Source organism: Acinetobacter sp. YK3 (assembly GCF_001729365.1).
In the GTDB taxonomy this organism is placed as follows: domain Bacteria; phylum Pseudomonadota; class Gammaproteobacteria; order Pseudomonadales; family Moraxellaceae; genus Acinetobacter; species Acinetobacter vivianii.
The window spans coordinates 1-14,872 of record NZ_LZPJ01000022.1 but is presented as its reverse complement, the minus strand read 5'-3'; the positions used below and the strand labels follow the sequence as shown (position 1 = coordinate 14,872).

General features: G+C 43.1%; 14 protein-coding genes. 5 read left to right on the top strand and 9 right to left on the bottom strand.

The window, feature by feature from the left end; translation table 11 throughout:
- The first annotated feature begins 206 nt into the window (after window positions 1-206).
- Window positions 207-1,502 carry a solute carrier family 23 protein gene (locus A9Z07_RS02940; RefSeq protein WP_069576702.1) on the top strand — a complete coding sequence of 432 codons (1,296 nt, stop codon included), beginning with the start codon at window positions 207-209 and terminating at the stop codon, window positions 1,500-1,502.
- Between the two features lie 111 nt (window positions 1,503-1,613).
- Entirely contained in the window at window positions 1,614-2,510 is an 897-nt protein-coding gene (locus A9Z07_RS02935) for a LysR family transcriptional regulator (protein ID WP_062847076.1), read from the top strand.
- Between the two features lie 6 nt (window positions 2,511-2,516).
- On the opposite strand, the gene A9Z07_RS02930 is transcribed toward A9Z07_RS02935, so the two are convergent.
- The 3 genes from A9Z07_RS02930 to ilvD form a co-directional block, all read right to left on the bottom strand.
- Window positions 2,517-3,248, bottom strand: coding sequence for a sulfite exporter TauE/SafE family protein (locus tag A9Z07_RS02930; RefSeq protein ID WP_069576701.1), 732 nt, complete (start codon window positions 3,246-3,248; stop codon window positions 2,517-2,519).
- A gap of 80 nt (window positions 3,249-3,328) precedes the next feature.
- Entirely contained in the window at window positions 3,329-4,618 is a 1,290-nt protein-coding gene (locus A9Z07_RS02925) for a hypothetical protein (RefSeq protein ID WP_062847074.1), read from the bottom strand.
- 143 nt (window positions 4,619-4,761) lie between these two features.
- The gene (gene ilvD, locus A9Z07_RS02920) at window positions 4,762-6,591 is read right to left on the bottom strand and encodes a dihydroxy-acid dehydratase (protein ID WP_032811203.1); all 1,830 of its coding nucleotides are present in this window, start codon (window positions 6,589-6,591) and stop codon (window positions 4,762-4,764) included.
- Window positions 6,592-6,801: 210 nt separating this feature from the next.
- Here ilvD and fmt point away from each other — a divergent pair, with 210 nt between their 5' ends.
- Complete coding sequence (fmt, locus tag A9Z07_RS02915; RefSeq protein ID WP_069576699.1) at window positions 6,802-7,764, top strand: methionyl-tRNA formyltransferase; 963 nt, start codon at window positions 6,802-6,804, stop codon at window positions 7,762-7,764.
- Complete coding sequence (rsmB, locus tag A9Z07_RS02910) at window positions 7,761-9,059, top strand: 16S rRNA (cytosine(967)-C(5))-methyltransferase RsmB (protein ID WP_069576697.1); 1,299 nt, start codon at window positions 7,761-7,763, stop codon at window positions 9,057-9,059. Before fmt ends, rsmB begins: the two co-directional genes overlap by 4 nt.
- A 49-nt stretch (window positions 9,060-9,108) precedes the next feature.
- On the opposite strand, the gene A9Z07_RS02905 is transcribed toward rsmB, so the two are convergent.
- From A9Z07_RS02905 to A9Z07_RS02895, 3 genes are all read right to left on the bottom strand, one after another.
- A complete protein-coding gene (locus tag A9Z07_RS02905; RefSeq protein ID WP_004776428.1) occupies window positions 9,109-9,252 on the bottom strand; it encodes a methionine/alanine import family NSS transporter small subunit in 144 nt (47 codons plus the stop codon).
- Window positions 9,253-9,262: 10 nt separating this feature from the next.
- On the bottom strand, window positions 9,263-10,741 hold the full coding sequence (locus tag A9Z07_RS02900; protein WP_047429807.1) for a sodium-dependent transporter: 1,479 nt from the start codon (window positions 10,739-10,741) through the stop codon (window positions 9,263-9,265).
- Between the two features lie 371 nt (window positions 10,742-11,112).
- Window positions 11,113-12,555, bottom strand: a complete 1,443-nt coding sequence (locus A9Z07_RS02895; RefSeq protein WP_069576695.1) for an aldehyde dehydrogenase family protein — start codon at window positions 12,553-12,555, stop codon at window positions 11,113-11,115.
- 132 nt (window positions 12,556-12,687) lie between these two features.
- Here A9Z07_RS02895 and A9Z07_RS02890 point away from each other — a divergent pair, with 132 nt between their 5' ends.
- Window positions 12,688-13,383 carry a TIGR04219 family outer membrane beta-barrel protein gene (locus tag A9Z07_RS02890; protein WP_005260323.1) on the top strand — a complete coding sequence of 232 codons (696 nt, stop codon included), beginning with the start codon at window positions 12,688-12,690 and terminating at the stop codon, window positions 13,381-13,383.
- A 289-nt stretch (window positions 13,384-13,672) separates the two neighbouring features.
- On the opposite strand, the gene A9Z07_RS02885 is transcribed toward A9Z07_RS02890, so the two are convergent.
- The 3 genes from A9Z07_RS02885 to A9Z07_RS02875 are packed head-to-tail and all read right to left on the bottom strand — an operon-like array spanning window position 13,673 to window position 14,762.
- The gene (locus tag A9Z07_RS02885) at window positions 13,673-13,984 is read right to left on the bottom strand and encodes an ankyrin repeat domain-containing protein (RefSeq protein WP_069576693.1); all 312 of its coding nucleotides are present in this window, start codon (window positions 13,982-13,984) and stop codon (window positions 13,673-13,675) included.
- A gap of 3 nt (window positions 13,985-13,987) precedes the next feature.
- Window positions 13,988-14,362 carry a hypothetical protein gene (locus A9Z07_RS02880; RefSeq protein ID WP_069576691.1) on the bottom strand — a complete coding sequence of 125 codons (375 nt, stop codon included), beginning with the start codon at window positions 14,360-14,362 and terminating at the stop codon, window positions 13,988-13,990.
- A 58-nt stretch (window positions 14,363-14,420) separates the two neighbouring features.
- On the bottom strand, window positions 14,421-14,762 hold the full coding sequence (locus A9Z07_RS02875) for a hypothetical protein (RefSeq protein WP_069576704.1): 342 nt from the start codon (window positions 14,760-14,762) through the stop codon (window positions 14,421-14,423).
- Between the last annotated feature and the right edge of the window lie 110 nt (window positions 14,763-14,872).

The window sequence follows — 14,872 nt, the reverse complement described above, 5'->3', positions numbered from 1 at the left end:
TTTTGAAAATAAAAGAGTTAATTTTTTAAAATGTCTAGGCAAAATAAATAATAATTCCACTAGCTTATTTTGAAACAAATTTTACCAAAAGGTAAAAATACAAAGTTCTCACGTCTGATCTGGCAATATTCTCAATGACTTATAGGTGAAAGCTCGTTTTAAGACAGGGTATCATACGCGCTGATATCAAATAATGAGTCTAATTTATGTCCAGTTGGTTTCCAAAATGGCAGCCGTATCAGGGGACGGTCGATCATCGCCCTGTTGCGACAAATGAATATTTACCGCCCTTACAAAGCGCGGTACTGGGGGTTCAACACGCATTTGCAATGTTCGGCTCAACCGTACTTGCACCGTTATTGATGGGTTTTAGCCCGAACCTTGCCATTTTAATGTCAGGGATCTGTACCATTCTGTTTTTCTTTATGACAGGTGGACGAGTTCCGAGTTATTTAGGCTCAAGTTTTGCTTTTATTGGTGTGGTGGCAGCAGCAACTGGTCATATTACGGGTTCAGGTGCTAATCCAAACTTATCAGTCGCATTAGGCGGGATTGTGGTCTGCGGTATCGTATATGCCCTGATCGGTTTTGCGGTGATGCTGACAGGAACTCGCTGGATCGAAAAACTAATGCCACCTGTGGTCACAGGTGCGATCGTGATGATCATTGGTCTTAACCTTGCGCCCGTGACCATCAAAGGGGTTGCAGGTCAGCCTTTTGAAATGTGGATGGCATTAACCACCGTACTGAGTATGGGGATCATTGCGGTCTTTACCAAAGGGCTATTACAACGTTTATTGCTATTGATTGGCCTTTTAATTGCCTATGCAATTTATGCTATCGCCAGCAATGGTCTGGGTTATGGCAAGCCGATTGATTTCTCCCAAATCTCAGCGGCGCCATGGTTTGGTGTCCCAAGCTTCTCGCATCCTACTTTTGATTTGAATGCCATTCTGATCATTGCACCTGTGGCACTGATTTTAGTGGCAGAAAACTTGGGCCATATCAAGGCCGTCGGGGCAATGACAGGTGAAAACCTCACCCCACAACTGGGTAAAGCCTTTGTTGCCGATGGTGTTGCAACCACGTTATCAGGTGGTGTGGGTGCGCCGGGTATGACCACTTATGGTGAGAATATCGGGGTAATGGCGGTTACGCGCGTTTACTCAACACTGGTCTTTGTGATTGCAGGTATATTTGCAATTATTCTAGGGCTTTCACCTAAGTTTGGTGCAGTCATCAGTACTATTCCAAATGCGGTACTCACAGGTGCATCGATTGTTGTCTTTGGTTTAATCACCATCGCAGGCGCAAAAATCTGGATTGAGAATAAAGTCGACTTCTCAAACAATAAAAACCTGATCGTGGCTTCAGTGACCATTATTTTAGGTGCAGGTAACTTTGAATTATTGTTTGGTAACTTCAATCTCGGGGGTATCGGGACTGCAACTTTTGCAGCGATTTTCCTGAACCTGCTGTTTAATTTAAAAGATAAAAACTAAAATATTGAAGGCAGCCTCCTCGCTGCCTTTTTTTCATCTTGCACTTTTAGCCTATCTTTATCTCGCTCAGTTTTAGTATGATGGCCTTTTATATTTCAATACGTTCCGCTCATGCGTTTCGATTTCTTTGATTTACAACTGATTCTTCATATTGTGGCGACAGGCAGCCTGACCAAAGGCGCCGAGCTTTCAGCCATTTCCCTGCAAGCTGCCAGCGAGCGGATTAAAAAACTCGAACAATATTTTGCAACGCCCTTATTTATTCGACAAACAACGGGCGTTGAGCTGACCACCGCGGGGCATGCCTTGGCTGAGCATGCGCGACGCCTCATGCAGCAAAAAGATTTACTTGAACACGACATGCAGCGCTTTCGCCCCACGACACCTGAAGCACTGACTTTATGGTGTAATTCGTCTGCACAAAGTGAATATTTACCGCCCCTGTTACCGCAATATCTGATGTTACATCCCGAGATCAATCTCGACTTACACGAAGCAGAAAGTTCTGAAATTGTTGAAGCACTGACTCAAGGTGTAGCACGTTTAGGACTGGTCTCCAGCTTCTTTGATACGCGTCATTTGCAAACGCAGGAATTTGCCAGTGATCCATTGGTGCTGATCTGTCCAGCTCATCATACCTTGACCCAGCAAACACAACTGAATCTGGTCGATGCCTTAAATTATGGTTTTATTGGCCTGATGCCCCATCATTCTTTGCAACAATCGATTGAAACTCAAGCCAAGCTATTGGGCTTCAATATCCAGTATCGCCTACGTTTACCCAATTTTTCAGCCATTGCAGAGGTCGTCGCCAAAGGCGTGGGGATTGCAATTATGCCCGCGCGCGCAGCACAGCGTTTGCAGCCAGAGTATGATTTTCATGCAGTACAGTTACTGGGTGCTTGGGCGAACCGTAAACTCCTGTTAGCAGCACAGGATTTTTCTCAGCTGCCGCAAGGCTACCAATATTTTGCTGAATTCTTGATGCAACATCGTCCCTCTTGCTAAATGCAGTTAATGCGCAATCATATATAGGCCTAAGGCCATTAAGCCCATAAAAAATAAACGGCGAAAACGTTGCTCATTGAGTTGATAACGGATTTTTTTACCCAGCCACATCCCAAATAAAGCAGCCACTAAAGCCACCGCAGACAGTCGATAATCCAGCGTGATACCAGCCATCGGATTGTGATGCAGGAAAAAAGCCAAACAGAAGGTAGAAACGGTAAAGGTCAAACCTAGCGCCTGTACCACTTCATCCCGCTTCAAATGTAAGGACTGCAAATACGGCACCACTGGAATAATGACCACCCCTGTTGCAACGGTCACTGCGCCGCCAATATAGCCAACAATAGGCGACAACCAGCGCTCATATTTAGCCAGATGAGGTAGTCTTTTCACACAGAGGCCATACAGTCCATATAAAGCCAGCATACAGCCCAATAAAATCTCACTGCTGTGGCCCTGACTCTCGCTTAAAGTTGGTAAGAAGCTCCAGATCGAACCCACCACGATTCCAACCAGTAAAGTCCAGAAGCGGCGGATAAATAACCACACCCGACCTTCGGCAAACAGTTGCCAGATATTGGTGACCATCGAAGGAACAATCAATAAAGAGGCAGCCTGAAACGGGCTCATTGCAATGGTCAATAGACCCATAGAGACCGCAGGAAGACCCAGTCCGATCATGCCTTTAATCATGCCGGCAAAGGCAAAGACCACGATAATGATGGCTAGAAAAGTCACGCTTTAACTCCGATTTTGCATCGAAGCTATGCTACGGAAAAAACCGTCGCTTGCCCTATTCTTATTTTTGGGAGCAAGCCTCAATCAAAAGTTGAGGCCATTTTATATTTTTCTTCCAGCACATTGCTGAGAATACTTTCAATCATCCAGACCCGGTACAGACTATTGAAAACATAGCTGTGTCCATCAATCCTTAACTCCAATACAGGAAAGTCAGGCTGATGCTTCTGCTGGCACAATTCATCATTTTGTTTTAACTGTGCATCGATATCCTGTTCGGTCACCTGCTCAATGCCCAGACGTCTCTGCATCCGTTGAAAATGGGCTTTAAACGACAGGTCTTTGCCTTGTGTCCAGACCGATTCCAGAATCTCATGGATACCATCGACTTGCTGCTCTTCTGGCACACTATAGAACAGTCGTGCCATTTCATAGGTAGCTTCTCTGGTTGGTCGGCAGAATGGGGTAAATGCGACTTGTGTCCGTTTCGAGACACGGGTTGCCAGACTCCAGTCAAACCAGTCCCGACCGTGATAGCTGAGCGGATACACCTTCAACTGGATATTATAATAATTGGCCAGCTCTTCTTTGATATAAGCCAATAATAACCAGCTCATAGGGTCTTCAAGCGCGATATACAGATCTAGTTCTGGATGCAAGGCCTGCACTTCTGCCAAAGCCTCGCCATCGTTAATTAAATGCTCACGCCACTCGATATGGTTGATCAGGAAAATCGGATTCCCTGTCAGTAATTTCTGTTGTTTTAAACGGCGTGTCAGACGGAGTAAATCATCAACCGCCTGATATTTACGTTCACCAAATTCAAAATAACTGGCGATCACAGGCACATCTTTGAAAATACGCTCAGGATAATCTTGTGGTTTTTGATGCTGGGAGGCCATTGCATATAAGGTACGCAATTTACCGTATTGCTGTTGCCACAACATGTGGAAGACATCTTCGAGTAAATGTAAGAAGTTTTGTTCTCTGAGGGGGGTATTTCTTAGAATTGTTTCAGCTTGTTGTAATGCTTCTGCACTCGGTATTTCAGGGGTTTCATCGAAACCAAAACGATGCTGCTTGGCAAGGATCTTCGCATCATTTAAACAATAGCTTTGCCAGTCTTGCTTGGACATGCCATTCGGAGGCTCTGCATCTTGCCTCGAAATAATGACTTTTAAGGGTTTGAGTTCATCACTCAGGATTTCATTGAGCTGATCAAGCTCTTGCACCGCAAGATAGCTATAAACATCGTCTAGACGTAGGTAAATACTTAAACCCTGTTCCGTAGGTAATTCCGCTTGACGAGAAGGTTTCTGGTAGAACCAACTCGATCGTATGGGATCAAACCAACGACGTAACAAAGACATGTCGATAGCCTCTAATGGTCATAAATTGAGATATGGATAAGTTTGCTCAAACCTGAGTCAGAACAGGTGAGCCAATAAGTATGTTCAGTATCTTATAAAATGAGACAAAAGTCCCCCTTAATTGAAAGAGGGACTCAAAGGGATTACAAAACTCGTACTGCGCCTTTGGCTGCGCTGGTCGAATGCATTGCGTAAATCTTCAATGACTTAGACACTTTACGTTTACGTTCTTCCGCAGGATGCCAGCCTTTCGCGTCCTGAACTGTACGGCGATGCGCCATGGTCGCATCATCGATATCAAGGTGAATAGTACGGTTTGGAATATCAATCTGAATGGTATCGCCATCTTCAACCAAACCAATTGCACCACCTTCAGCCGCTTCTGGAGAAACGTGACCAATCGACAGGCCTGAAGAACCACCCGAGAAACGACCATCGGTAATCAAGGCACAGTCTTTACCCAAACCTTTCGATTTCAGGTAACTGGTTGGGTACAACATTTCCTGCATACCTGGTCCACCACGTGGGCCTTCGTAGCGAATGACCACGATATCGCCTGCCACGATTTTATGATCCAGAATTGCTTCTACTGCCGCATCCTGACTTTCAAAAACGCGTGCTGTACCCGTGAATTTCAGGATTGATTCATCCACACCTGCGGTTTTTACGATACAGCCATCTAATGCGATGTTGCCGTAAAGCACAGCCAGACCACCATCTTTAGAGAAAGCATGTTCAGCATTACGAATTACGCCTTTCTCACGGTCGCCATCTAGAGTTGAATAATAACGATTTTGCGAGAACGCCACCTGCGTTGGAATACCGCCCGGTGATGAACGATAGAATTCATAAACATCAGCATCTTCAGTACGGATAATATCCCACTTGTCCAAAGCATGTTTTAACGTTGGTTCATGTACAGTTGGACATGACGTATTCAGCAAATTGGCGCGATCCAGCTCACCTAAAATCGCCATGATCCCGCCCGCACGGTGTACATCTTCCATATGTACGTCTTGTTTTGCTGGTGCAACTTTTGACAATACTGGAACCTGACGAGACAAACGGTCGATATCATCCATGGTGAAATCAACTTCGGCTTCGTGCGCCGCTGCAAGTAAATGCAATACGGTATTGGTTGAACCGCCCATTGCAATATCAAGCGTCATGGCATTTTCAAATGCCGCTTTGGTTGCAATTGAACGTGGCAAAATGCTGTCATCATTTTGTTCATAATAACGTTTCGCCAATTCCACAACCAAACGACCTGCTCTTAGGAACAGTTTTTCACGGTTGGCATGCGTTGCCACGATTGAACCATTACCCGGTAAAGATAGGCCCAATGCTTCTGTTAAACAGTTCATTGAGTTTGCTGTGAACATCCCTGAACATGAACCACAGGTTGGACATGCTGAACGTTCAAAAGCCTGTACTTCTTCATCGGTATAGCTTTCATCGGCTGCAACCACCATGGCATCAACCAGATCAATGGCCTTTTCATCGCCACGGAATTTGACTTTACCCGCTTCCATTGGCCCGCCAGACACGAACACCACAGGGATATTCAGGCGCATTGCTGCCATCAACATTCCTGGTGTGATCTTGTCACAGTTCGAAATACACACCATCGCATCGGCGCAGTGTGCATTAACCATGTATTCAACCGAATCGGCAATCAAATCACGTGATGGCAGTGAATACAGCATCCCGTCATGCCCCATTGCAATACCGTCATCGACCGCAATGGTATTAAATTCTTTTGCCACACCACCAGACGCTTCAATTTCTCTCGCAACAAGTTGACCTAAATCTTTGAGATGCACGTGACCTGGAACAAACTGGGTAAATGAGTTGACCACCGCAATAATTGGCTTGCCAAAATCTTCATCTTTCATACCGGTCGCACGCCATAAACCACGCGCGCCCGCCATATTTCTTCCATGTGTTGATGTTTTTGAACGATAATCAGGCATTTTGTATTCCCAACAAGTTTGTGCTCGAGACGAATAGGACATTCGCTCTGGCGAAATGATACTGAGCTCTCTGCATCATACTACAAGTTATCGTTTAACAGATGACCAACAGGCCTATCTTTTTTTGTACAAAAGCAATTAATCCACCTGATTAGGGACTCATCACTTTTTCGCTTATAATTTGAAGCAAGTTTTAGTTGGATTGTCTTTGTGAAAATCATTTTTGCTGGTACGCCTGAATTTGCGGCAACCGCATTGGCGGCATTATTAAAAACATCACACCAGATCATTGCGGTTTATACCCAGCCTGACCGTAAAGCCGGCCGTGGGCAAAAACTCACCCCCTCTCCTGTTAAACAGTTAGCACTTGAACATGGTTTACCGGTTTATCAGCCTTTGAATTTTAAAGCATCGACAGAAGAAGGCTTGGCAGCTCGACAAGAACTTGCAGCCCTTGGCGCAGATGTCATGGTCGTGGCCGCTTATGGCCTGATCTTGCCACAAGCAGTTTTGGATACCCCGAAATATGGCTGTTTAAATATTCACGGTTCATTACTGCCACGCTGGCGTGGTGCTGCACCGATCCAACGTGCCATTGCGACAGGCGATGCTGAAACAGGCATCACCATCATGCAAATGGCTGCTGGTCTGGATACGGGCGACATGATGTATAAAACCTATTGTCCAATTACAGCCGAAGATACTTCTGCCAGCTTGCACGATAAACTGGCGGATCAAGGCGCCGAAGCGATTTGTACCGTGCTTGAATCCGAACAAAGCTTGCAGGAATTCATTGAAAAACGTGAAGTGCAAGATGAAGCGTTGACGGTCTATGCACACAAACTGGTGAAAGCAGAAGCACGTATTGACTGGAACCAGAATGCGGTACAAATCGACCGTAATATCCGTGCCTTCAATCCGTGGCCTGTGGCGTTTATCCAACTAGATGAAAGCAATGCCTTACGTGTGTGGGGTTCAATGCTTTCTCAACATCAAAAAACTGATGCACAAAGCGGTGAGATCCTTGCGATTGATAAACAAGGCGTTCACGTTGCCTGCGGCGACAATACCGCGGTGTGCCTCACCAGTCTGCAATGGCCAGGTGCTAAAGCCCTAAATCCTGTACAAATTGCCCAAACTCAAAAATTGCATATTGGACAAATTCTCCCATGAGCCAATCATCTACAAAAAATTTAAATCTACGTGCACAAGTAGTCAAAACACTTTTGGCCGTTCAAAATGGGCAATCTTTGTCTTCTGTTCTGAATCAACATATCAATATCGTTTCTGAACGTGACCGTGGTTTATATCACGAACTCACTTTAGGCTGTTTACGCCAATGGTTTTCTTTAAAAGCAATTACCCTGCCATTGCTGACAAAACCATTAGACAATGAAGCGCTAGAAAGTTGTTTATATCTTGGTTTATATCAAATCTTATGTACGCGTATTCCTGTACATGCGGCGATTTCAGAAACGGTAAATGCTTCTAAGCAACTCGGTTTTGAGCCAATGAGTGGTTTGGTCAATGCGATTCTGCGTCGTGTTTCACGTGAAACAGCTGAATTTGAAATAGCGTTGAATAATACGCATGGCTTACCAAGCTGGTTATTCAAGCGACTTAAAAAAGATTGGCCTGAGCAAGCAGAATCTCTATGCCAAGCCTTAAAACAAGTCGCACCACTGACCCTGCGTATCAATGAACGCCAAGTCAGTCGTAACGAATATTTAGAGATTTTGGACGAAGAGCAGATTGATGCTCGTCCTTGCATGCTTTCAGATGTTGGTATTGTTCTGGAGCAAACGGGCAATATTACCCATTTACCGGGTTTTGAAGAAGGTGGTTTTTCTGTTCAGGATGAACATGCCCAATTGTGCGCAACGCTTTTACCGAACTTAGATAATAAAGTTGTTGTCGATGCCTGTGCTGCACCAGGTGGCAAAACTGCGCATATTCTTGAGCGCTTTAACCCTCAAAAACTGATTGCGCTTGATCATGATGCCAAACGTTTATTGCGTGTTTCAGAAAATTTAGAACGTCTTGCCTTAAATGACAACAATGTTGAGATTATTACCGCTGATGCGACCACTTGGCAGGCACCAGAACCTGTCGATTGTATCGTGCTGGATGCGCCTTGTTCTGCAACAGGTGTGATTCGTCGTCACCCCGATATTCGTCTGTTAAGACAATCAACCGATATCGCGCAAACGGTGGCCTTACAGCAACAGATTTTGCAGCAGATGTGGCAACAACTCAAAGTTGGCGGTACCTTGCTGTATATCACCTGCTCGATTCTGAAAGCTGAAAATGAGCAACAAATGGCGGCTTTCTTTGCAGAGCATGCAAATGCCGAAGAAATCAAAATTGAAGCGGATTGGGGCATTGAACAGCGCTATGGTCGTCAATTACTTCCTTCTGCACAATCAGGCGATGGTTTCTATTATTGCCGAATTAAGAAACTAGCTTAAGCAAAATAAAAAAGCAGGCTTTAGGCCTGCTTTTTTTGAATCTGTTTTTTTAAAGCGTATGATGATCTTTCACTTCTTCCAGAACATCATCAAGTTCTTCTGGATTTTTCATCAGATGCAGAATCGATAAAGCCAATCCGCCCCATAAAAATACCATTGAAATGATCATCATCACAATTGCTGAAGTATTCATATCGGCTCTCCTAGCGATCTTTGATTCTACTGAGTACAAGTGCAACGACAGCACAGAAGATTACGCAGCCCCATCCAAATATGCCTTGTAAGCTCATGCTATAACTATCGTAACCGTTTTTCACCAGATTAAACACGGTCATGCTTAAAGTCGTTAACAAGATCAACGAGGTAATTACAGTTAAGGTGAAATCCCAGCCTTTGCCTAATTGAATGGTCGAAATACGGTTCACGTGATCACGCAGTTCACGCAAGGCAGAACGTTTAAACCAGGCAATACTAATAATTGAAATCAACGCACCACCAATAATACCGATGTTATTGATGAAGTGATCCACGATATCAACCAGTTTAATCGCATTCACACTTGAGAATAGGATGACTGAAACCAGTGCACTACCACCACCAATAATGGTTACGGCTTTAGTACGGCCCCATTTCAACTTATCCTGCATTGCTGCAATTGGCACTTCCAGAATACTCACCATTGAAGAAATACCCGCAACGAAGAGTGATGAGAAGAACAATAAGCCAAATAAGTCAGCACCAGCACCTAAGCTTGAAATGATTTTCGGGAAAGCGATAAACGCTAAACCAATACCACCACTCACCACATCGTGTACTTCTTTACCAGCCGTATGCGCCATAAAGCCCAACGCAGCAAAGATACCAATACCTGCCAAGATTTCAGTTGATGCATTGGCAAAGCCAACGATCAAGCCAGAACCCGTTAAGTTGGTTTTTGGTTTGAGATAAGAGGCATAAGTCACCATGATCCCGAAGCCAACTGACAGCGAGAAGAAAGTATGACCATAAGCCGCTAACCACACTTTATAATTCATCATCGCAGACCAGTTCGGGGTAAAGAATGCATTTAAGCCCTCTGCCGCACCCGGTAAACGTAATGACTGAATCACCAAAATTGTAAATAGAACGAAGAGTAATGGCATGAAAATCTTATTCGATAATTCAACGCCTTTTTTAACGCCGCCATATAAAATGATTAAAGTGAGCGCCCAGATCCCAACAATTGGCCAGAACAAATGACTCACGAATTGTAGATCAAAGCCTGTCGCTTTCGAGGTCTGCAAATACGTATTGAAGAAGAAACTTTCAGGATCACTGCCCCATGCCTGACCAATCGAGAAGTACACATAACTTCCCGCCCATGTCAGTACGCTGGCATAGTACAAACCAATGATGATACACACACAGACTTGCCACCAGCCTAGCGTCTCACCACCTTTGAATAACGCACGATACGCTTTTGGTGGGGAGTTACGCGCACGATGACCTGTGGCATAGTCTAAAAAGAGAAGAGGTAAACCAGCGGTAATCAACGCCAGTAAATAAGGGATAAGAAACGCTCCGCCGCCATTTTCATAAGCGACATACGGGAACCGCCAGATATTACCTAAACCTACAGCTGAACCTACAGCTGCAATAATAAAACCAGATCGTGATGTCCAGTTTTCACGAGAATCTGCCATAAAACACCTAAATTTGTCCTGCTGACCTTCCATGCTGCTTTCAGTTTTTTATTATCCAACAGACATGAAAATGCCATAAAAAATCTTGTTTTGTTTGGATGAAACTTCAACCTTGTGAGCTTCTTATTTTCAAGACCAAACAAACAAAAAACCAAACCATCTTCCTTAAAGATTGGGCATTGTTTTTCTGCTTTTAATAGCCGAACAATACCTGTTTTTATTTATTTTTACTGTAAATTCTGCAAGAAAATATCAGCTTTTCAGAACAATTGATTATTTTTCAACTGCCTGTAAATTTGACCTTGCAGTCAATCTATAAAAATCAAGTACATAAAACAGGCAAGCCAAATCCTCACCACGCTTTTCCTCCTCTATTGTTTAATTGCCAAAAGTCTTTGTTCTTGCATATCACGGATAGCTGAATGGATGCCTTCGCGACCTAAACCAGAATCTTTTACGCCCCCATAAGGCATATTATCGACGCGGAACGTCGGGACATCATTAATGATGACACCGCCCACATCCAGATGATCCCACGCATACAGCATTTTATTGAGATTTTGCGTATAGACGCCTGCCTGCAAACCAAAGCGGCTTTGATTAATGGTCGCGATTCCCTGCTCAAATTCCTTAAATTTTTCTAAAATGGCCACTGGGCCAAAAGCTTCATCTTTATAAATTTCCAGCTTGGCATCGACATTTTCCAGTAACACAGGTTCAAACAAAACACCTTGTAAACTACCACCAAGCAGGACTTTCGCCCCTTTCTTCTCAGCCTTATCAATCCATTTTTTTAAGCGTAATGCTTCCGCCTCTTTAATCATCGGGCCAACCAATGTGGTACTTAAAGCAGGATCATCGGCTTTAATTTTTTTCAGTTTGGCGATGAGTTTCTTTCTTAGCTCAGTATAAATATCTGCATGTACTAAAATCCGTTGCACACTGATACAGACCTGCCCTGCATGCCCATAAGCAGCACTTATCAAGCGATCAATCAAAGCATCATCAATGCTTGTATCTGCATCAATCAGGACTGCTGCATTGCCACCCAGTTCCAGCGTGACTTTCTTGCGACCTGCCCGCGCCTTCATATCCCAACCGACCTGATCTGAACCCGTAAAGCTGAGTAATTTAAAACGATCATCAGTCACTAAAATATCCGCCGCCTCACGATTACAAGGCAATATTGACCAAGAACCTTTGGGCAAATCCGTTTCAGCCAATACAGCCGCTATCTTTAAGGCACTGATCGGGGTAAAACTGGCAGGCTTCAACACAAAAGGACAGCCCGCTGCAATCGCAGGTGCAATCTTATGTGCCACCAGATTGAGAGGAAAATTAAATGGACTAATTAAAGAAACCGCACCAATCGGTACATGCTTCACCATGCCACGAAACTGCGCGGCAGCGGGTGTGACCGCCAAAGGGATTAATTGTCCATCATCGAGCTGCGTCACCGCGTCTGCGGCCAATTGAAAAGTATTAATTAAACGTTCTACTTCAGCACTTGCTGCACCACGTGGCTTGCCACCTTCTGCAATCAGTATCTCGGTCAGTTCATCCCGCAATTCATTAAAACGCTTTACACAATGCAGTAAGATTTTTTGTTTTTGAAACGGTTTTAAGGCTGCCATCTCAGCTTCAGCCTTCACCGAAGCCGATATTGCTTTTTCAAGCACTTTAGCATCCGCCAAGGCGACTCGCGCATAAACGGTATTATTATACTTATCATGGACTTCAAGCCATTGACCTGTTGTAACGGCTTTCCCAGCCACATAAAGCGGATAATCCACCACACTTTGTTTATCCGTCATTATTATTTATTCCTTTATAAAAATTTAAAATTAGACTACTGCATATTTACCAAGATCACTATATGATTCGCCCATTCATAGGTGAATTCACAACAATTCATTACTGTTTTCGATATTAATTAGGATAATGCAATGAAATTATTAAAAATATCAATGCTTGCTTTAGGAACGAGCATTTGTGGCCTAGCGCAAGCCGATGTTATTGGTGTTAAAGGCGACCTTAGCTACTGGAACTACAATGGCGAAGCCAATATGGCCGACCAAAGCGCTGCGCCTGATCAGGATCTTAAACGTAAAGGTTCAGCTCAAGTATCCCTTGCTGTTGAGCATCCAATTCCATTGATTCCCAATGCAAAAATCCGTTATGTAAATTTAAAAACAGAAACTGATCATAAAGTTGCAGGTCAACCTGTTTACGACCTTAACATCGATCATACCGATTTCATTTTATACTATGAAATTTTAGATACGATTGTAAATGCTGATGTCGGTTTAGGAGCAACGAACTTAAATGGTGATGTCAAAACCCTCAACATCAGCAAAACAGATATCGATAAAACTGTACCTGTGATCTATGGATCGGCGGGAGTAAAACTGCCATTTACAGGCTTGAGCGCGAAAGCAGAACTCTTATATAGCAACTTTAATGATGCCAAAATCACGGATGCTCAAGCAGAATTACAATACAACTTTATCGACAATCTATTGGTGGATGTTGGTCTGAAAGCAGGCTACCGTATCTTGGATATTAAGCTAGATGACTATGAAAAAAATGACCTTAAATTTAACTTTAAAGGTCCTTATATTGGCTTAGATGTACATTTCTAAGACCTAAAATACATAAAAAAACGGAATTTTATGATTCCGTTTTTTTATGGGAAACGACTTTTTCCTCCTTCATGTACGCCAAAACGTACACAGATCGCAGCCATTGGCGAATATCCCGAACTCAACTTTTCACCTATCATACAAATTATAGAGAGACAGGAAGTCTCATTGAGAATAATAAGACACACAGGAAGTGGTCGTTAATAGGATATCAACGACATAAGCTGAATATGAAGAAGCCCCGTCAGGATGATGGGGCTTCTTTTTATCTATCATTTTTATCTGCGACTTAAAGACTTTTAAGATATGCGACTACATCATGATGCTCTGCCATTTCGGCAAGCTGTAGCGCTGTATATTCGCTCTTATACGCCACATTCGCACCTTTACTCACTAACAGCTTCACTACCGCTAGATGATCATTCTCGGCAGCCGCCTGTAACGCGCTATAGCCTTCATCATCGGTCTGGTTTGGATCTATTCCCTCTACCAATAGCTGCTCGACTTGTTCCACATCACCAAGGGATGCCCAATACACTAGCTCAGGAAGATGCAGTTCATCATTATCTTCAGGGAGTGGAGAGATAGAGTTGAGTTTCATAATTTAATTATCCAATTTTTGAGATTCTAAAATTAATTTCTCAAGCTTCAACTTTGTAATACGTTGGTTATAACTATAAAAGTCATCTTGAGATTCTGCACCAGAGAGCTTTTTGTCCGATTGATTAGCTAGCCAATCCTGAAACTCCGCGATTTCATGGAATATGCTAATGATTCCACTATATCTGTTTTCGCTATTTTGATAATGCTCTAAGTCTGGATATCCATCAAAAAAGTGAGTATAAAAAATATTCTGCCCATCAACGTAAAACCCAGTTCCACAATATTCTTTATGATAATTACTAATTTGCTTCCGCTTTATTAGGTACTGTACAACGTTAAACGCTAAAGCTTCTCCAAATTTCTGCTCACTATTCACTTTCTTCCACCAAATATCATGTCACTTGCATACTAATTTAAGATAGATATAGGCCTAACTATATCCGATTTATTTTTTGTTGTTTAAGGCATTCTATCATTTCATCAAATACATTTTGTCCCATAGTTGTTCGCACAAGGTCATTTAAACCACCTGATAGAAAGTCAGACCAAGTCGCACTTGTGGAACCAGAAGACATTGCATATCGACCACTAGCAATCCCTACCTTTTGATCTGACGTAATAAAAGCTATATAAAGCTTTTCTCCTGGATTATCGAGAACCCATTTGCGAATTGTTCTAGGTGCTTGATATTGTTGCTTAGGTTTTTCTAACCACTTCCATACTAAAAAACCTAAATAGACAATTCCAATAGCTGATAAAAGTGTATGGAAAATCATCTCAGTCCTAATATCATCTCTTATTTGCATTTAATCAGGATAAAAATAGCACGACTCTTTAAATATTGACCTATATTTTTTTCCATGCATAAAAAACACCCCTAACCGTC

What these genes read in the sequence shown, in the direction of transcription:
- A9Z07_RS02885 (WP_069576693.1), bottom strand. Translation starts at nt 13,984, where the DNA reads ATGAAACTCAACTCTATCTCTCCACTCCCTGAAGATAATGATGAACTG.
- A9Z07_RS02905 (WP_004776428.1), bottom strand. Translation starts at nt 9,252, where the DNA reads ATGAATACTTCAGCAATTGTGATGATGATCATTTCAATGGTATTTTTA.
- A9Z07_RS02895 (WP_069576695.1), bottom strand. Translation starts at nt 12,555, where the DNA reads ATGACGGATAAACAAAGTGTGGTGGATTATCCGCTTTATGTGGCTGGG.
- A9Z07_RS02875 (WP_069576704.1), bottom strand. Translation starts at nt 14,762, where the DNA reads ATGATTTTCCATACACTTTTATCAGCTATTGGAATTGTCTATTTAGGT.
- A9Z07_RS02935 (WP_062847076.1), top strand. Translation starts at nt 1,614, where the DNA reads ATGCGTTTCGATTTCTTTGATTTACAACTGATTCTTCATATTGTGGCG.
- A9Z07_RS02925 (WP_062847074.1), bottom strand. Translation starts at nt 4,618, where the DNA reads ATGTCTTTGTTACGTCGTTGGTTTGATCCCATACGATCGAGTTGGTTC.
- A9Z07_RS02900 (WP_047429807.1), bottom strand. Translation starts at nt 10,741, where the DNA reads ATGGCAGATTCTCGTGAAAACTGGACATCACGATCTGGTTTTATTATT.
- A9Z07_RS02940 (WP_069576702.1), top strand. Translation starts at nt 207, where the DNA reads ATGTCCAGTTGGTTTCCAAAATGGCAGCCGTATCAGGGGACGGTCGAT.
- rsmB (WP_069576697.1), top strand. Translation starts at nt 7,761, where the DNA reads ATGAGCCAATCATCTACAAAAAATTTAAATCTACGTGCACAAGTAGTC.
- ilvD (WP_032811203.1), bottom strand. Translation starts at nt 6,591, where the DNA reads ATGCCTGATTATCGTTCAAAAACATCAACACATGGAAGAAATATGGCG.
- A9Z07_RS02890 (WP_005260323.1), top strand. Translation starts at nt 12,688, where the DNA reads ATGAAATTATTAAAAATATCAATGCTTGCTTTAGGAACGAGCATTTGT.